Here is a 19,765-nt window from a genome sequence, read left to right on the forward strand (position 1 = left end):
CTCATAAACCAAACTATCATAAGGTATGGTATCTTCTAACCTCCCCTTATTTGTCGTTTTTTTTCGCAAAAGGTCAACACATTTATTAGAAAATATTTGATAGATGTATGTTTTAAGGGAAGAGCGCCCTTCAAATTTCCCCGAGATTATATTTTTAATAACAGCCAGAATGGTATCGGAGTATATACTTGCAGCTTCCTCATCAGGAATGCCATATTTTTTTTCCGCTTCTTTTATTAAATAGAAAAATGTTTTATAAAGCTCCTTTTCAAAATTACGCCTTGAAGGTTCACCAGATTTCAGTCCGCGCAAGATCAAATTTTCTGAAAATGAAGTCATGGCGTAAAAAATTAGTATTAAGGCATTTAGCGTAGAATTATGGTACAATATTATGAAAAAAAACTACACATACTTTACCATTACTGGCACAATATGGTAACAATAAGTGGTAACTAAACCTCCATAAATGGGTGTAAAATGTAACCATAAAACAAATTTTCGAATTAATAAGAAATTAACCTGCGAACCCTATTTTTGCTGAAATGGAGAATTTGTATGACGAAGCGCTGCATACTTTAATGCAAAATGACAACGTGGGTGCTTTCGCCGTGGTTGTTCACCGCTACCGACAACAACTCCCGATAACTGCCTCTTCCCTACCATACCTGTCAGGGCCGCGCAAGCGCTATCACCAGCATAATGAACATTTTGGGCTTTATGCAGTAAATAAAGCCCGCTAATTTTTAATAAAAGAACATGAAGACAAATTATAACATCGGCATTGCGTTTATTTTAACACTGTTTAGCCAAACGGTAAGCGCGCAAAAAACAACCCGGATAGATAGCCTGGTTAATCAGTTGCACAACCATTCGGATAAGCAGATCATGGTTACCGCGCACCGGGGCGACTGGCGCAATGCCCCGGAAAATTCATTACAGGCTTTCAAAAATGCCATAACCATGGGTGTTGATATTATTGAACTGGACCTGAATAAAACCAAAGACGGTGTAATTGTAATTATGCATGATCAAACTATCGACAGGACCACCGATGGTAAAGGGAAACCGGGCGATTATACATGGAGTGAATTAAAACAGTTCCATCTAAAAAATGGCTTAGGCAGGGTTACCGCTCATACCATACCTACATTGCAAGAGGTAATGCTGCTGGCTAAAGGTAAGGTGCTGATTAACCTGGATAAGAGTTATAACTACTACGATGAGGCTTACCAGATACTAAAAAATACAGGTACTTTAAAACAAGCCATTTTTAAAACAGATGCAGTTTATGAAGCGCTGAAGAACAGGTACCCCAAAGTTATAGACAGTATTACCTTTATGGCAGTTGTTGATTTGGATAAACCTGGTGCCCGGCAAATTATTAAAGATTATCAGCAACATATCAAGCCGRTAGCATTTGAACTTAATTTTAAAACAGATACCTCGGCTATTTTGTCTGATTATGGGTTCATTAAAAATAACGGATCCAAAATATGGATTAATTCTCTGTGGGCAAGCCTGAATGCAGGGCATGATGATGATACGGCTGTTGATTTGGGAAATACAAAGGACAGCTGGGACTGGCTGATCGCTCACGGTGCAACCATCATTCAAACTGACAGACCAAAAGAGCTGTTGGGTTACCTTAAGAAACTGCGATTACATAGGTAAAGCTACCTGGCGACTTATTTAGTCGCCCCTTTCCATTGGTGTAATCCTTAATTCCAGGTTTTGACTCCCTCTGATGATATTCATATATTGAAATTGCCCGATCTTGTCTTCGGAAAGTACTTTAAATAACTGGTCAGAAGTTTCAGTCAAACGATCATTAAACGCGTAAATAATATCGCCACTTAAAAGACCAGCTTTCATCGCCGGGCTATTTCTTTCAACCTGAGTTACAAAAAGCGCTTGTTTGTTTTTCAACCCATGAAAACTCCGCAGTTTTGGAACAAGTTCAATTTGCTGTAAACTGGCACCGATGTAAGCTCTTTTAACCTTGCCGAATCGAATGAGCTGATTTGCGACGGATTTGGCTGTATTAATACTGATAGCGAAACACAAACCCTGGGCCCCATTAATAATAGCGGTATTAACGCCTATGATTTCGCCATCGCTGTTAACAAGCGGCCCACCAGAATTTCCAGGATTTAACGCAGCATCCGTTTGGATCATGCCATCCATCGTTGCCCCACTTACACCCTGAAGTGAACGCCCCAGCGCGCTAACCACCCCTGCGGTAACCGTATACTGAAATCCTAAGGGGTTTCCTATGGCAATCACCATTTGGCCAACTCTCAGCATATCTGAGTCGCCCAGTTTTGCCGGAGTGTAATCATCGGCATCAATCTTTAAAATCGCCAGGTCGGTTAATGGATCTTCCCCTACAAGCTCTGCCAAAAATGACCGGCCATCTTCAAAAATAACTTTGAGTTGCCTCGCTTTGGTTATCACATGACTATTGGTAAAGAGATAACCATCCGAAGAAAACAGGAAGCCGGAGCCTGTTCCGGACGGCACCAGTTTGTCCCTATTGTAAATATATTTTTCGATCTTGACTACTGCCGAACTTACTTTCTCAGTGGCCTGTATAATTGTTTCTGAATATGAGTCCATGTCTTTGTTTATCAAAATGCCGACCATTTAAAATTTGGACAGCATGGCATGTTTTCAGGTCATCGTTTTGTAATCAGGCAAATTGAGGCTGTCTTAATGACACCAAACAGAAGCTGGTGGTGTAATAAAATCCGGTTATTCCCAATAAGGGGTTACATTCCGCCTTCGCAGAAATTCGCTGCATGAAATTTAAACCCCCTCCAACCCATATTGCTTTAAAACACCCGCCGGCACACCCTCCCATTTACCGGGCGAGTTTCCCTTATACCCGAGATCGGCAATACCTATTTTGCTGGTAAAAAAACCAATTGCAGTAAGTTCACGCATTTTGTTGAAAAAAGTGACACCTGGCAGCATATTCGGTTTTGCCTGTGCGGGGTAAGCAATTTCACTAATTATGGCTTCCTGCTGTTGTGGTGTACTGCTTTTAAACTCATTACCGTATATATTTAAACACTTTACATCCAACCAACGCAGGCCGCCACGCATAGGCAGGGCATGTTCGGGTTCGTCCTTTACGATAAACTCAATAAAATCGGTCACTTTAGCGTCCGAAGCACTGCCGCTATGTTCATCCCTTGGGATAATGATATCGGCCAGTACGGTGATCGTGGCGAGCTCATGCGCGGTAAAAAACTTTTCGGTCTGCAGGTGTTTGTCCCTGGCCACTTCGTAATCTTGTTTACCGGGTTCTGCTGTTGGCTTACTATCTTTTGTTTTTACTTCGGGAGTTGTTTTACAAGCATCCAGCAGTACCACTGTTGAAACCGATAAACCAATGGCTTTTAAACTTTCTCTTCTGTTCATAATCAGCTGTTTAGTTTTCTTTTTTGATCGATAATATACTCCGCGGTACGCATGGAAAGCGCCAGAATGGTCCAGGTTGGATTTTTCTCGGATTGCTGCGTAAACACCGCGCCATCAACTACAAAAAGGTTCCGGCAGTCATGTGCCTGGCACCATTTGTTTAATGCAGACTTGTTAGCTTTATCGCCCATACGTACCGTTCCAACCTCATGGATACCCTTGCCCGGCTTATCCAAACCATAATTTTTGTCGGCACCGGCTGGTTGTCCCAGGGGGATGCCGCCCATTGCTTTTATAATTTCCTGCGTGGTTTGCTGCATATGTTTGGCCTGGTTTATTTCTTGTTCGCCCCATTTGTAATTAAAGCGTAATACCGGGATACCATATTTATCAACAACGGTATTATCTATTTCACAATAATTATCTTCCTTGGCGATATCAGTGCCGTGACAGCCCACGCCGGCCATCGTCCCGTAAAAGCGGCGGTAATCTTCTTTTAATGATTTGCCAAAACCGCCACCAGGTTTCATTTTCCCATCAGGTCCGGGCAAATACCCGTTAATATAGGGCACCAGTGTACCTTCAAAACCCAAATATCCTCCGTATGATGGCATCATCATGCCGCCAAATATTTCCAGGTGATAGCCACGTGCAAAATCCAGCTTTTTATGATCGCCCCACCAGGGCGCGTACAGGTGCAGACTGCCGACACCATCCTCGTTAAAACGCTTGCGGTTGAGTAATTGAGGTAAGATAGCGGCAGCACCGCCCTGGGTAGAATCATGCAGATATTTGCCTACCACATTGCTGCTGTTGGCCAAACCGTTGGGATGTTGTGCCGATTTAGAATTAAGGAGGATCCGCGCCGATTCACAGGTGCCGGCCGCCAGGATCACTGTTTTTGCCTTTACCGTATACTCCTGCATATCATCCTTATTGATATAGGACACCCCGTTGGCCAGTCCATCGCTGCCGGTCAGTATTTCGCGCACCACGGCATTGGTAATTACAGTGAGGTTACCGGTTTTCATGGCCGGGATCACCAAGCATGACGAAGCCGAAAAATCGCCATATATTTTACAGCTGCGGTTACATTGCCCGCAAAAAAAGCAGGCTCCCCTATCTTTATTGCCCGGTAACGGTGCGGTAAGTACCGATCCCCGGCCGGCAATTACTTTGATACCCAGCCCGGTGGCGGCTTTTTTTACAAATAGTTCATTTAGCCGGGGTTTTGGCGCCGGCAAAAAAATACCATCCGGATCATTCTCCATACCTTCCATGGAGCCGTATACCCCAATCAGCCGGTCAACCTTATCATAGTAAGGCTTAATATCTTCATAAGTGATTGGCCAGTCGTCGCCTACGCCAAAACTGCTATTGCACTTAAAATCTTTAGGGCCCATTCTTAAAGATATGCGTGCCCAGTGGTTGGTACGACCGCCCAGCATCTTTGCCCTGAACCATTTAAAATCAGTATCTCCTTTTTGGGTATAAGGTTCACCATCTATTTCCCAGCCGCCATAGGCCGCGTCGAAATCGCCCATGGGCCGGGTGGCGTTGCCGCCGCGTCTTAACGATTCATAGGGCCATTTTAATTGCTGCGAATCTTTGGCCGGATCAAAGAACGGTCCCGCCTCCAGCATCAATACCTTGATACCTGCATGAGCCAGCACATAACCGGACATGCCACCACCCGCGCCCGAACCTATGATGACCACATCATAAACTTCGGCCGACTTTTTTATCTGGATATCTTTCATACCGCTCTATATTAAACTGCTTTGCCTGCTTTTTCAACCAGTTTTTTGGTAGCCAGAACTCCTGCGTCATCGTCCAGGTATTTGCTTTCGGGTGCATACATTTTAAACAGACCGCCTTCATATTCAATACTCACCCAGCCATTAAAACCCGATTTTTTGATGATGCTGAACATTTTATTAAAATCGGTTTCGGTGTCATTTCCATCAGCATCAAACGTGTGGGTTTTGGCGTGCACCCCTTTGGCATAAGGCATTAGCTCGGTGATACCTTTATAGCGGTCATACTCTTCCAGGCATTTGGTTTTCATATAGGCAGCCATGGTTTGCGCTTCGGGCTTGGTACGGTTGATGCAAAAATTCCCGAAGTCGGCCAGGGTGCCACTATGTTTGTTGTTTAAGCTTTTCATTACACCAGCCAGCCATGCGCCATTACAGGATATACCCACATGGTTTTCTACTATCACATCGATCTTGCTCTTGCTGCCATATTCAATCAGTTTAGCCAGGCTGTCTTCGGCGGCTTTGGCCACCTCGTCGGGTTTACCTTCACCCTCAACATTCACCCTGATCATGGGGCAACCTAAAAAAGCGGCAGCATCTATCCATTTATAATGTTTTTCAATGGCTTTTGATCTTTCTTCGGTATTCAAGTCGCCCAATACCCCTTCACCATCAACCATGATGCGCAGGTTGTAGCAACCATTATCGGCCGATCGTTTTTTTAATTCGCTTAAAAACGTAGTGTCTTTTGCTTTGTCAGCAAAAAACATGGAACAGTAATCGAGCCCTTCAATACCGAAGGCGGTTTTCGTTTTCAAAGGAAAATCAAGCGGGTCGAGCTTTTTGCTCCAGAACTGGCTGGCCAGCGAAAACTGTGATAAGGCAAGCTTAAAAAACAGTCCATCATCTTTATGTTCTGTTTTAGCATATAAAAAATCGGGAATAGTGCTGGCTATACCAATCCCCGCCGCGCCCATTGCGGTACGGGTAATAAAGTCTCTTCTGTTTAATGTCATAATTGGTTAATGGTAAAAGGAGGTTTCTATTTGGTAAAATTTACACAATAAAGTTATGGCTTAATTTCTATTTTGCAAATTTTACCAAATAGATTTTTTTATTTTTATTTTTAGACTGATTTTGACGTACTTTAAACCGATATGAACAGTGTTGCAGAACTTCAGGATTTTATCATCAACGGGCATAAGCAGTATATGCCGCACATGTCTATTGATGCCGCCATATTCGGATATCATGACCACCAGTTAAAAATATTGTTATCAAGCTATAAGGCACTTGACGGCTATTGCCTGCCCGGCGGGTATATCAGACGAACGGAAACCCTTGATGAAGCCGCTAACCGCATTGTGGCTGAAAGAACCAGCTTAACGGACCTGTACCTGCAACAATACAAAACCTTTGGCGATCCCGACCGCATTAAGTGGAATGATATGGATTTTGAAAGTTTTTCAAAAAAACTGGAGCTAACATATATTAAAGATAGCTGGCTAATGGATCAGACCATTTCTATTGGGTATTATGCGCTTACTGATTTTTCGCTGGTTACACCACAGGCTGATGTCATGTCTGATTTTTGTGCCTGGTTCAATATTAACGAGGTGCCTCCACTGCTGTTTGATCACGATCAGATGGTAAAAGATTCACTCCACGCCTTGCGGATGCAGTTATATTATTATCCCATTGCCGAAAAACTGTTGCCTGCTAAGTTTACCCTTACAGAGATCCATGCCGTTTATGAAACGCTGTTAGATAAAAAGCTGGATATACGCAACTTCCCAAAAAAGCTGGTGTTTTTGGGATTGATCAAAAAGCTGAACGAAAAACGTAATATAGGCCCTCACCGGGCGCCTTTCTTATACAAATTTGATAAGAAAAAATACACTAAGGCATTAGAAACAGGGACAACGCTGACTTAAATATGAAATAATGATGATCAAAGATTATTACTTTAAAGTACGTTTAGTTAACACTGAATTGAAACACCCCGGAATCGGATTTATTACCTTTTGAATCGCGGGTGATGATCTTCCAATAGTATGTTTTTTTAGACGTTACCGCCACAGCTACCTTACTGTCAGTAACGTTTGCTTTCAATAATACAGGAGTTGATGAATTGCCCAGGTAAACGTCATAATCAACAATATCGTTATCTATATCCTTACCGCTCCAGCTCAGGGTAACATTACCGGAAACAGCATCAATTTTTTGCTCCATAGCCGGGCTTATTACTTCGGCTGGAAATGGAGCGTATGAACTTACGCCCGGACCTGAATTATAAAATCGCCAGGTATCACTTTTTGCAGTGCTGCTATTGTTTTTAACTTTTGATGTAACAAACCATGAATAAGGTGTGTTTAACGCCAACGCAATGTCAAGCTGCAGCCCTGATGATGATTTTGTTATGGTATTTCCACTTATCAGGTCTTTTATTGTTATATCATAACTATCAGCTGTGGCGGCACTTTGCCATTTAAAACTAACCGTACTTTGCGTTGCAGATACATTGCCTCCTACTATACAAGCAGCATCCTTATCCGGAAATATTAGTAACGAGGCGGTAGGATTCACCATCGGGTCATTATGCTTACCACCACACGATGCTATAAACACAGCAACCAATAACATCGTTAAGGTATATTTTATTTTTTCCATATTTTGATCACTGATTGCTTATTATCCAATGTTAACTTTAAAATAAAAACGCCTGAGTTCAGCGAACCAAACGCCAGGTTCAGTTTGTTCTCTTCTATAATGGGACTACCAGAATACACGACCTTGCCGCTCATGTCCCGTACCTCAACTGTGGCTTTTCTGGCATTACGGGTATTTAGCTGAAGGCTCACCCTATCAACAAATGGATTAGGATAAGCCACAATATTTTGAGGCAATACAAACAGTTGTTTAACCGCACCCTGACATTCCTTATCGGTTGTTATTATAACCGTATTACTGCCACCTGCAAGCTCAAGTGTAATATGACCAGCAGTAGTAGTGTAAACGGTTCCGTTTAAATTCACATTATAACTTATACCGCCATCTAAAGCAAGGCTTACAGTACGATCGACTTGATTTACTGTTGCATACACCGCCAGATCCTTCGGTTCAGCTATTACAACATCATAGCACTGCTGGTAATCGGGCTGACCGCTCACGCTTATACATACGTGATATGTACCTGTCGTAAGGTTGTTTATGGAAACCGAATCTTTAAAGGAAACTGATTTTCCAAAGTTGCCCATTTGTAGCGTTGCCGTATAATTCAATTTACGATCGGCAGAAATCTTTATTTGCCCGTTATTACTTCCTTTACATGATTCGGCGATAGCCTTGATCTTGAAATTTGTTTGCGGTAAAGAAAATGGCGGATTTTTGATAGTTACGTTAAGAATAGCAGATGTTTTATTGCCTGTGCTCAATTGAGTCTCAATAACTTCAATCTTGCCTGTGCCGGCAGTGGCCCAATTAATAATCGCGTTATTGGCCGTTGTTCTAGTAGTACTATCGCCACTAACCACCCAGCTATAAGTACTATTCTCATGCAATACCGCATTATAGGCAACATTAAGGGAATGCGCGAACACCGTATCAGGACCGGTTACCTTTGACTTAAAGGTTGAATCGACAGTAATATCCAGGGATCGTACGCTGCCTTGTCCGCAATTATTATAAGCGCTAACCTGCAATTGGTATTTACCGGGTGTATTCCATTGTACAGTAGCGGTGTTACCCAACGATGTCAATTTTGCATCGCCGGTAAATGACCATTTAAAATTGGTACCGGCAGTTGCCGCCACCGTATACTGGTTCTTTATTTTTTCAGCTACGGTGGTTTCCCCAGTTATATAACCAAGTTCTGAGAAAATTTCAGGACTGGCTATTTTACTAACCGACCCTCCGTTTCCTGCTATATATACTACATTACCATAACTATCCACTCCGCTTCCTTCGTCATTTGTAGATGTTAAATAGCTCCAGTTTTCCCCTCCGTCAAACGTTTCATAAATATAACCGTAAGAATTACCATAGTTGCCGGCAAAAACATAACCATGATTCTTGTCAAGAAACTTAATGTGACTGATATCCGCCTGTTGTATAGTTGATCTGATGAGGTTCCAGCTTACGCCTCCGTCTTTAGAGCGTAACAGTACGCCATCGAGCCCGCCGGCAATAATATTATTCTCATCAAATATGTGTACACTGGTAAACCAATAGTTTTCATCCGTAATTATTCTTTTCCAGCTATTGCCGCCATCGGTAGTTTTTATAATTGTTCCCTGTCCTCCTACACCAAATCCTAAATTGGAATTAAGAAATTCGAGGTTATTGACAAAGCCAAATTTCGAGATATCTGTTTTGGACCAATGAACACCACCGTCGGTAGTTTTGGCTACAATGCCATTATCCGCATATGTAGAATAAAAACCAGTATCTGCATTTACAAAACAAACACTTCTTATCTGCTCGGGACCATCGCCTGTTAGTATTTTGGTCCAGCTATTACCGGCATCAGTAGTTTTATACATATCCAACAGATCAGCAGCATAACCTGTGTTTTTAACAAAAGCGCTGTGTCTTAAGCCATATGTGCCGGTTAATGGCATTTCGGTCCAGGTGATCCCGCCGTCGGTGGTTTTTGCGGTCTTATATTTTCCAAACACATAACCATTTTTATTGTCAATGAAATTAATACTGTAGTAATCATCACTGCTTGGCAGCATTGATATATTTTTCCAGCTATCAGTACCCTGTTTCATCCAGATACCACGGCCCGCCGCACCCGAATACCCCAGCCCTTGTCCCGAACCTACAGCCACACCAATGGTCTTGTTTTTATTAAATTTTATTCCAAAAAATGTTGCAAAACCGGGTTGCAGGTCATTTGTCCACGTTATACCACCATCTACGGTTTTATAGATGATTGAGCCTCCATAGCCAGCCAAAATATATCCTGTTTTATCATCGGTGAAATAAAAATCTGTTATATAATCATTTACAACACCCACTCTTGTCCAATTATCCCCGCCATCAGTAGTTTTAACTACATCACCTGCTGTACTTATAATATAACCCGTTTTGTTACTCGTAAAAATAACTTTAAACAAATTGGTATACTCCCCCAACGGCACTGTGGTTATTCTCGCCCAGGTACCACCGCCGTTTTTTGTACGGAACAATGTGCGATCAGAACCGCATACGAAACCTGTTTGCTCATCAATAAAATATGCCGAGTTCATAAAACTAAACCCAATTGAAGCATTCTTTTTCCATGAACGGCCGCCGTCGGTAGATTTTAAAGAGGCTTGATCGGTAAAAGCATATCCAACATTGTTATTTACAAAAAAACTATTCTTTACAAGCTGGTCCGTTACATCAATCGGGAACCAGTTATCACCAGCATCCTCAGTTTTCAGTAATATCGACTGATAATTATTTACATAAGATGCATACCCTGTTTTATCATCGGTAAACTGTACTTTGTTAAGCGACATGCCGGTGCCGCTGTTTGCCATGCTCCAATCCTTACCATTATTATCTGATTTAATGATATTTCCATTTTCGCCAACTGCCACTATCCGGTTACCGGCAAAATCAACACTATTTAAGGAATAAGCCATATTTTGGACTACCGTATTACAATTGCCGGCTGTAACAACAGTAGCGTCCTGGGAAGCACTGATGGCGAAAACCTGTTCATGATTAGTTGTATCATGACTGGCTTTTACACGTATGGTGTACGTATTTTTGTCGGCGTATTTAAATACTGAATTGGTCTTTAAAACATTACCTACAATTGTAAAGCTATTATTATCGGTTGATCCGGTTCCGTTTATAAACTGGTAAGTGAAAGCATTATTACTGTCTTTAACCGAAAAGGCCCCAACTACTGTACCTTTAGGCTTGTTTTCATTAACTGTGCCGGCACTTAAATTTATTACTGCGGATGTATCTGTAAAGTCAATATATTTAAGCAGCCCCCCACCCGGTAGCTGATTTTTAATATCCGCTTTACCTATGCTGCTACCTGTTAGGTCAACAACAAAATTACCCTGAAAGCTGTCATTACTCCTGATTAGCAGGCTTCCTTTATCCTGTATTTCTTTTCCCGGCAAATATTCAAGTTTAAAGGTGGCTTGTTCACCTGCTTTTATCACTTGCGCTGGCGTCCCGTTAACATAAAATGGTGTTCCGGCAACACTGATTTCTGATAATACGAGATCTGTATTACCGGCATTTTTTAGGGTGAATGATTTTATAACGGCACTATCAACCTTTGAGCTGAAACTCATCTTATCGCCTGATGCTATGGTGCCATAATCGGCGGTAACTGCAAGCACAGGTCCGGAAACATTATTCCAGAGGGCTGTAACAAAGTTATTCGAACTTTTCACAGTAAAATAAAGCGTGTTATTAAGATCAAACAAAGAGGCCGGATTTGGAGCGCTAAACTGGCTTTTGGCTGTTCCCGAAGCATCAACCGACCATAGGCTGCCCAACGCATTGTAAAACAGACGGTTATTTGATACAACCGGTGTTACCGAGGTGTTAACAGCGGCATCAGATACCTTAACAGTGCCCGCGGTAGTACCGTCGCTACTCCATAAAGCAAAATTTGAGGTAACGGCAAAATATAGTTTACTGTTATAACTAACAAAACTTTGCATTTGTGAGCCACTTAAATATCGTTTCCAGTCAAAACTCTTGATACTAACAGTTCCGTTTGGTGTACCATCACTATGCCATAGGTAATCAATGCCATTGTCATTGGCATCCACCGTTCTGATGGAGTAGAAAAATCCATCGCCTACTGCCGTTATATTGTCAATATCATTTGTTCCGTAGGTTACGGCATCATATTGATGAAGTAAAATGGGCTTATCATCATTAAAACCAAGGTGATATAGGCGGATGTTTTGCCTGTACGAGGTGTTGGTGATAAAAACCAATCCGTCATTCACGGCGCGTAGCGCATCAACCGTATAATAATCATCAACTGCTACTGCTTTGGTACCAGCTATCGTTCCATCCGTTTTCCATAGCGCCCGGTTTCCCTCGCGCGTAAAAAAAACAYTATTTTTAACAACGGTAAACTGTCCCGATCCAAAATAATCCAAATCAGTTAATCGTATAGTTCCGGCTGCAGTGCCATCTGTTTTAAATACTGCCGAAGTAGGTGTGCTGTCTGAATCGGTCCCTGTAAATACCAGTACACCATTTACAACTGTTAGGTTTGCCGGGATTGATCCATTATTGCCAATACGGCTTGGGTTGATATCTTTAACCATAGTTGTACCCGCCGCGGTTCCATCGGTTTTCCAAAGCTCTGCTCCGTTTACGCCATCATTAGCTGAAAAATATACCTTATTATTATATAAAGTTAACCCGCTTACCGTTGATGAAGGAGCACCGGGGGCAATATCCTTTACCAAAACCGTACCTGCAACAGTTCCGTCGCTTTTCCATAGCTCATTCCCGTGAACGCCGTCATCGGCAGCAAACAGCAGGTAATTATTATACTTCGTAATAGGCCCTACAGACGAGAAATTTTTCAGGAATTTTTGGGCATTGGAAATGTTGACACAACAAAATATTGTTATCAAAAGGAGTATGTATTTTCGACACATTTAGCAGAATATGATAAGGTTGTAATTCTATTCGAAAATAGTGAAATATTTCATCAATCATAGAGATCTGCCTAAAACGAAACATATTTTGCAGCGATTACTGGCAGTTTTGAAGTTGCGCTGACGGATTCTGTGACACTTTTACTATACTCCTCTACCTGATAAGATCACTTTGTTTACGATCAGTTTCCAGTCAATAAAGGCAGCCCTGGTGAACCCGGTAAAAAATTTAAAGGCGCAATAAGCGGAGCAAGGATGAACTTTCCTTCAACGTTTTTATAAACGCTGCGCTACCACCCGTATCAAGTGATCGCAGTAAGCCCGGATAACCGGCATTGGCCTTGCGCCGATGTGAACCTGATCAGGTATTTTAGTTAAGAGCGTTTTATTTTACTCAGCAGATAATGAAGGATTATGGCAAGGATAGACCAGTAGAAAGCAAACCCGACAAGAAAAAATGGAGGCGGAGTATCCGGATCTTGACGTAAAAATTTAATAAAAGGCAATAGCGGTCCTATCAAAATAACTTTGATAGGAGATACAATTGCGGATACGACAGATTTCCAGGCTACTTGTGATCCCGATCCGAGTAAAGATTCTGGTGGTTGATCCAAAAACAAAGTGGTGCTAAAAAGAAAGGCAAAAGCAAAGATGAGGAAGAAGAAAACGAATCTTGTTCTTGAAGTTTTCATACGCTATTACAATTAAAATTATGTTTTTATTAATGTCAAACGGAGTCTTATTTTTTTAAACTAAGATTTAACCACATTCACTAAACCTTTAAACCAGGAAGTTAATTTTCCTTTGTGAATACCCTTTCAACACCTGGCCGCTTCATGATCATCTGTTTTTTTGCTGCGTCGAATTCAAATGTTACGCCGTTGGTGCCCTCGATCTTGAATTTATCCCGTGCCGTTGCTTCGAGCGGAGCTGCAGATTGCCCCTGCGGTTGAATGTAAAGGGTAGCGCCATTCCTGGTGATCGTGAATTTTACAGGAGCTCCTGTGGTCGAATAAACTCCTATATAATTGTCCAGAACTTCTGCGCTGATGGCGACGGGTTCGAAGGTGGGGATCTCAAACGGTTTATTGTAGTAAATATCCATAATGTTTTTCATTATGTCTGCTACCGGGTAAACCTTCGCATTTGTTGCATAAGTGACTACCAGCTTTTCTTCCGGCAGATAAGCCAGCCACGCGCCATAGTTGTCGCCTCCGCCGGTATGCCCGTAGAAGGTCTTGCCAGCGAACAGGAAAGGTTCCATTCCTGACCCGTCGCCGTCCCTGATCGTCTTCATCAGTTCGAGGTGTTCCTTAGAGATTAGTTTCAGGTCAAACAACGCGTGGATGAATTTGACCATGTCATTCGGTGTAGAAATGATCGAACCTCCACCGAAAAGAATGCTTGGATGAGTTTCTGGTTCTTGTTTCCAGCCGCCGGTATACCGGTAAGTAAGGCTTTCATTTTTATTTACATCAATATTTCCCGTAGCGATATAGGTATCGTTGAGCCCGATCTTTGAAGTAATACTGCCCCTTAGCGTTTCCACATAGGATTTATTACTCAATTTTTCAACAATAAGACCTAAAAGGGCATAGCCGGAATTGCTGTACAAGTGCTTTGAGCCCGGCTCGAAATCAGACGGGCCTTTTGAAATTATGTTGAGTAATTCCTCTTTCGTTACGGGGCTGGTCTTCGATGCAGGCCGTAATTTCTCATCTAAGAGTGCATCATGGATCCCGCTTCGATGTGCGAGGATCTGTGCGATGGTAACTTTTCCGGCGTTAGCAACCTGAGGGAAGAATTTACCGAGTGTATCAGTGAGCTTTAACTTTCTCTCTTCGACAAGTTGAAAGATCATTACAGCGGTGTACATTTTGGTGACCGAAGCGATCCGGTATCTGCTTTCTGCAGTCAGTGGTTTCTTTACCGTTTCGCTGATCTGGCCATACCCAATAGACCGGTTGTAAAGCACCTTTCCATCTTTTGAAATGACAAGAGTGCCCATCGCCTTATTTCTTTCAGCGAGCCAGTCAAAATACTGGTCTAACTTTGCTTTGTCAAAAGTTTGTGCATATCCGGTGGTAAACACCGCCAGCGTCAATAAAAGCGCAAATGATATTTTAATGTTCATAGCGTTAATCGAGTCTATTTGTTAAAAAAAGTACTTTGCAATACAAAGTTAAATGAAAACATTTTGTATTTCAAGTATTTTTATAAAAAAATTTGGATTAGCGCAGGGAATTTGTTTCTGTTAAAAATGCCTGAAATTCGGTCGGCTGATCAGTGGCGAAAAAGACCAGGGCACCGAGCTTAAAATGACTAACAGGGCTATCGTAAACCAAATTGCTATCGTTTTAAATTTTTCCCTGTCCGTTGTTTTCCGTTTGGCTTTAGCAGAGCCAATCGTGATAACAGTTATCCCTATGAGCATCATGGTAATATGTTCCATGCCAAAAAACCTGATGGCACGTTCATGCACTGCTGTACTGAAGTTATGTAAGAAATAGGAGACTATTGGGCTGAGCAAATAAAGCCAGATACCCAATACTAATTGAATATGCGCCACGGTAGCAGTCGTATACCTTACCGCATTATCGAATTTTAAATAGGGCTTATCCAATAACCAACCGCGATAGCCGCCAAAGATGGCAAAAAGCAGGGTGCATAATACCAGCCAGCGGGTGAAGGAGTGTAATGCTAATAAGGTTACGTACATACTGATGCAGACGATTATTCAATAAAAATATTTTAAACCATAATACTTTTAATTTCACCCGTTACATTTTCGCATTGAAACCCGCGCCACCGAAACTAATTGAAACAGAGCAATTTGCTTAAATATGCCAAAAACATCAGGTTAAATACAGATTTAAGTGTTAATTTAGGACTGAAATTTAAATACGCCCTAACATAATTGAATGACTGTATAAATACCTGCTTTATTTTTTATCAATAAATTATTTATTCAGTTGGCATTTATTTTTTGGAATCCCTCTACACGATTGACTCCCGCTATGCGGATGATGACCGCGTTCCAAAGCGTTTATAAATTAAAGAAACTAAGTTTTTTATACTTTATTTTCATTTCGCTAAGCGTATCGGCCCAACAACAAAGCAATACCGGGGATAAGTCGACACAGGTAAGCGGGCGTATTACCGACGCAGCGTCAGGGGCACCACTTTCATTTATCCGGGTAAGTTTTACGGGCAGTTCTTATAGCACCACTTCAGATAATCATGGCAACTATTCATTAAGTGCTCCCGGTTCTTTTAACCAGGTATCTTATTCATCTATGGGATATATACCAGAAATCAGGAAAATTAATCCCGGGCAGGTCAATAACCTATCTGTTAAACTCAGGTACACTGAAACCCAGCTAAAAGAAGTCAAAATAACATCGGCTAAAAGTAAACGGTACCGTAACAAAGGAAACCCCGCGGTTGAGCTTATTCAACAGGTTATTGATCACAAAGAAAGGAACCGGATGCAAAGTTCAAACTACCTGCAGTATGATTTGTATGAGCGTATCGGGCTTTCAGTTTTCAACCTTTCCAATAAATTCCTGAACGGGCGTTTTTTCAGCCAGTACAAGTTTATGCTTGATACAACTTCAAAAATAAACGGACAAACGCAAACTTCACTACCTGTTTTTTTTAGCGAAAAACTGTTTCAAAACTATTATCGCAAAGATCCATCAAAGTCTATCCAGATCCTTAACGCTCAAAAACAAACCAACATCCTTAAATTTATCGATACCACGGGGCTCGATATTTATCTCAACCGTCTTTATGGTAATAGTGTTGATATCTATTCAAATAACATCTTTATTATCAATCGACAATTCCTGAGCCCGATTGCAAATCATGCACCCGATTTTTATAAGTTTTTTATCACCGATACTGTTAAAACAACAGCCGAAAAATTAATAGAGATCAGCTTTACCCCACGCAACAAGGGCGACCTCTTGTTTGAAGGCAAATTATACGTTACGATGGATGGAAATTATGCCGTTAAATCGTGCGAATTGAAAGTAAATAAAGAGATCAATATCAATTTTATGCGCAGCCTCAACATCCAACAGGATTTTAAGCAGGACTCGGGTCGTTATTTCCTGGTAAAAAGCAATGTCAGGGCTGATTTTGGCCTTTTAAAGGAGAAAGGAATGGGTGTAATTGGCGAGCGTACGGCCGTATTTTCCAATTATAAATTAAACGCCCCCCAGCCCGACGCCTTTTATGCGGGGAAAAGCGAGCAGGTTATTGAAAATTCTAACCAAGCCGATACAAGTTATTGGGCTCATCACCGCCCGGATACATTGAATCATCAGCAAGCTAAAGTATATGCGCATGTTACGCGGCTGGAAAACATGCCCTCATTTAAAAGAACCACCTGGATCGCTTCTGCACTTACCGGCGGCTACGCCAATATCGGCCCAGTGCAATTAGGGCCTCTTGGGTCTACTTACGCCTACGACACACAGGAGGGTTCCAGGCTACAGGTAGGCGGCCGAACGACGCCCCAGTTTAACAGTACCATTTATCTGGAAGATCACATAGCTTATGGTTTTAGGGATCAACAGGTAAAATATAACCTTAACACCTATTTTTCGTTAAATAGGGTGTCTCCTTTCCGGTACCCCCGCAACTATTTTAAAGTAAGTTACCGGTACGATGCCGACCTTCCGGGACAAAGCCTGACCATTATTCCTGAACAGGCGGCACTTACATCCTTCAGCACCGGTAAAACAGATTACTGGTTATATAACAAAACTTATACCGTTGCTTACGTGAGGGATTTTGAAAATCATTTTTCCTTTAACATTGCTTTCAGAAACTGGAACCAGCAACCGGCAGGCACACTGGAATTCCGGTCAAATAATGCTGATCATAATATCATCCATAGCTTAACTACCAGCGAGGTTGAACTGAACATGAGATACGCGCCGCATGAGCAAATTATACAGGGTACGCAGGAACGGCATACCATTCATAGCAGGTACCCGATCTTGAACCTGCAAGTAAGCCACGCGTTTAAAGATGTATTTAACGGCTCATATGCCTATAACAACATTACCGCCAATATTTACAAGCGTTTTTACCTCTCACAGTTAGGTTACTCGGATATCACCTTATTGGGGAGTATCACAACAGGGAAAGTCCCATTTCCGTTACTTAGCATTCTGCGGGCTAATCAGTCCATAGCCTATGATCCCGATGCGTATAACAAAATGAACTACCTGGAATTTGTTAGCGATCATTATATAGGCCTTAATCTTACACACAGCTTTAGCGGTTTCATCCTGAACAAGATCCCGTTGATCCGGCATTTGAAATGGAGAGAATACCTTTCCTTTAAAGTATTATATGGTGGTTTACGTAACGAAAACAACCCATTATTTTCAAAAGACCTTTATCAATTCCCGGTAGGTTCAAACGGATCAAACGGCACTTTTTCGTTAGGCGATACACCATATATTGAAGGAGGTGCCGGTATCGGAAATATTTTCAAATTTTTAAGAATAGATGTGATCAAAAGGTTCAACTATCTTGATCATCCCGCGGTTTCGGCATACGGCGTTAAACTTAGCTTTAGCCCCCATCTTTAAATTCTTTGCTGATCAATCATCGATTTTCGGATTGGTGAACAACAGCTTGAGATATATTGGCATAATTGGCATGGGGCAAAAAAACATAAAACCATGTAAATCAGCATATTTACAGGTTTTTGATTTGATATCGCTATGTAACAGGACAGGATTATTCACTTACCACCATAAGCCGGTTCAACGGTGCACCGTACAGAGTGGGTAATCAAATCACCAATCTCATGTTGGTGATGCCCTGCTGCTTACTGCGAGATGTTATGGTCAATTCATTGAGCGATACTCATTCGGTGTATGGCCAACCCGTTTTTTAAACACCCTAACAAAATGCTGAGGGTATTTAAAGCCCAGCTCGTATGCCACCTGATTAATGGTTTTGCTGCCATCGAAAATCTTTTCTTTCGCAACATCTATTAGTTTAGCTTGTATATATTCCTGCGCAGTTTTGCCGGTATCCTTTTTTATCAGGTCGCCAAAGTAATTAGGTGATAAATGGAGCTGTTCTGCACAATAAGCAACTGACGGCAACCCAACATCCTGTGGCCTGTCAGAAGCAAAATAATCATTCAGCAGGTTTTCAAACTTTTCCAAAACACCCTGATACACATGATCCCTGGTAATAAATTGACGCTCATAAAAACGAACACTGTAATCCAGGAAAAGTTCTATGTTCGATACGATGAGCCGTTTACTGTGTTTGTCTACACCGCGCTCCAGTTCGTAATCTATCTTGGAGAAACAATCTAAAACGATATTCCTTTCCCGACCAGACAAATGCAACGCTTCGCTTGACTGGTAGCCGAAGAAAGTGTATTCCTGAATACGGCGGCCAAGCGATGTACCATGTATCAGATCTGGGTGAAATGCAAGCGCGTAGCCCTTGGGCTGGTAGGTTTCGCCGTTACTGTTTACACCGGCAACTTGTCCCGGTGCCATGAAAACCAATGTGCCTTCCTGGTAGTCATAAGTGTCTCTGCCGTATACCAGATCACCGCATTTTACATCTTTTAAAAATGCAATATAAAAGCCAAAGTACATCCTGGAGCCTTGCCTTGGGTCGGCTTTTGACAGATCCACCACGCTTACTAAAGGGTGCTTTGTCTCATTTTTATTAAAGGCATTATATTCACTGATCGTGTTGAAACGTCGCATGTCATCCATAACCGGTTATTTTTAATTCTAATTTACATTAATAATCAATGGGTTGATACTGAACCTATCTAAATCAGTAATAATGGTATAAACATCCGTAATCTGTATCATGCCAGCGTCGATGAAACACCTGACATTTGTATAACCGGCAAGCTTTTGAGCGTATGCCCGGTAGTCTATAATA

At 41.8% G+C, this 19,765-nt stretch carries 15 protein-coding genes; 4 read left to right on the forward strand and 11 right to left on the reverse strand.

Annotated elements, in window-relative coordinates; translation table 11 throughout:
• Positions 1-339 (reverse strand): RNA polymerase sigma factor (locus AC1DRQ_RS06790; protein WP_477423108.1); only part of this gene is annotated, 339 nt, incomplete at its 3' end.
• A gap of 203 nt (positions 340-542) precedes the next feature.
• On the opposite strand from AC1DRQ_RS06790, the gene AC1DRQ_RS06795 reads away from it, so the two are divergent.
• Positions 543-740, forward strand: coding sequence for a hypothetical protein (locus tag AC1DRQ_RS06795; RefSeq protein ID WP_429399553.1), 198 nt, complete (start codon positions 543-545; stop codon positions 738-740).
• A gap of 16 nt (positions 741-756) precedes the next feature.
• Positions 757-1,671 carry a glycerophosphodiester phosphodiesterase family protein gene (locus tag AC1DRQ_RS06800; RefSeq protein WP_477423110.1) on the forward strand — a complete coding sequence of 305 codons (915 nt, stop codon included), beginning with the start codon at positions 757-759 and terminating at the stop codon, positions 1,669-1,671.
• Positions 1,672-1,689: 18 nt separating this feature from the next.
• On the opposite strand, the gene AC1DRQ_RS06805 is transcribed toward AC1DRQ_RS06800, so the two are convergent.
• From AC1DRQ_RS06805 to AC1DRQ_RS06820, 4 genes are all read right to left on the reverse strand, one after another.
• Complete coding sequence (locus AC1DRQ_RS06805; RefSeq protein ID WP_477423112.1) at positions 1,690-2,616, reverse strand: S1C family serine protease; 927 nt, start codon at positions 2,614-2,616, stop codon at positions 1,690-1,692.
• Between the two features lie 189 nt (positions 2,617-2,805).
• On the reverse strand, positions 2,806-3,423 hold the full coding sequence (locus AC1DRQ_RS06810; protein ID WP_429399550.1) for a gluconate 2-dehydrogenase subunit 3 family protein: 618 nt from the start codon (positions 3,421-3,423) through the stop codon (positions 2,806-2,808).
• 2 nt (positions 3,424-3,425) lie between these two features.
• Entirely contained in the window at positions 3,426-5,183 is a 1,758-nt protein-coding gene (locus tag AC1DRQ_RS06815) for a GMC family oxidoreductase (protein WP_477423114.1), read from the reverse strand.
• A gap of 11 nt (positions 5,184-5,194) precedes the next feature.
• A complete protein-coding gene (locus tag AC1DRQ_RS06820; protein WP_429399548.1) occupies positions 5,195-6,199 on the reverse strand; it encodes a sugar phosphate isomerase/epimerase family protein in 1,005 nt (334 codons plus the stop codon).
• Positions 6,200-6,340: 141 nt separating this feature from the next.
• Between AC1DRQ_RS06820 and AC1DRQ_RS06825 the strand changes: the two genes are divergently transcribed.
• Positions 6,341-7,117 carry an NUDIX hydrolase gene (locus tag AC1DRQ_RS06825; protein WP_477423116.1) on the forward strand — a complete coding sequence of 259 codons (777 nt, stop codon included), beginning with the start codon at positions 6,341-6,343 and terminating at the stop codon, positions 7,115-7,117.
• Positions 7,118-7,160: 43 nt separating this feature from the next.
• Here AC1DRQ_RS06825 and AC1DRQ_RS06830 read toward each other — a convergent pair whose 3' ends face one another.
• The 5 genes from AC1DRQ_RS06830 to AC1DRQ_RS06850 all read right to left on the reverse strand — a co-directional run bounded on the left by AC1DRQ_RS06830 (position 7,161) and on the right by AC1DRQ_RS06850 (position 15,542).
• Positions 7,161-7,853 carry a hypothetical protein gene (locus AC1DRQ_RS06830; protein ID WP_477423118.1) on the reverse strand — a complete coding sequence of 231 codons (693 nt, stop codon included), beginning with the start codon at positions 7,851-7,853 and terminating at the stop codon, positions 7,161-7,163.
• The gene (locus tag AC1DRQ_RS06835) at positions 7,841-12,799 is read right to left on the reverse strand and encodes an ELWxxDGT repeat protein (RefSeq protein ID WP_477423119.1); all 4,959 of its coding nucleotides are present in this window, start codon (positions 12,797-12,799) and stop codon (positions 7,841-7,843) included. The genes AC1DRQ_RS06830 and AC1DRQ_RS06835 overlap by 13 nt, the downstream gene beginning before the upstream one ends.
• 398 nt (positions 12,800-13,197) lie before the next feature.
• Entirely contained in the window at positions 13,198-13,515 is a 318-nt protein-coding gene (locus AC1DRQ_RS06840; protein ID WP_477423121.1) for a hypothetical protein, read from the reverse strand.
• 101 nt (positions 13,516-13,616) lie between these two features.
• On the reverse strand, positions 13,617-14,957 hold the full coding sequence (locus AC1DRQ_RS06845; RefSeq protein WP_477423122.1) for a serine hydrolase domain-containing protein: 1,341 nt from the start codon (positions 14,955-14,957) through the stop codon (positions 13,617-13,619).
• A gap of 120 nt (positions 14,958-15,077) precedes the next feature.
• Positions 15,078-15,542 (reverse strand): hypothetical protein, encoded by a 465-nt coding sequence (locus tag AC1DRQ_RS06850; RefSeq protein WP_429399542.1) that lies wholly within the window; start codon positions 15,540-15,542, stop codon positions 15,078-15,080.
• Between the two features lie 253 nt (positions 15,543-15,795).
• Here AC1DRQ_RS06850 and AC1DRQ_RS06855 point away from each other — a divergent pair, with 253 nt between their 5' ends.
• Positions 15,796-18,432, forward strand: a complete 2,637-nt coding sequence (locus AC1DRQ_RS06855) for a DUF5686 family protein (protein ID WP_477423124.1) — start codon at positions 15,796-15,798, stop codon at positions 18,430-18,432.
• 261 nt (positions 18,433-18,693) lie between these two features.
• Here AC1DRQ_RS06855 and AC1DRQ_RS06860 read toward each other — a convergent pair whose 3' ends face one another.
• Entirely contained in the window at positions 18,694-19,590 is an 897-nt protein-coding gene (locus AC1DRQ_RS06860; protein WP_429399540.1) for a helix-turn-helix domain-containing protein, read from the reverse strand.
• Positions 19,591-19,765: the final 175 nt, after the last annotated feature.

The organism is Mucilaginibacter sp. P4_E8 (assembly GCF_056401495.1).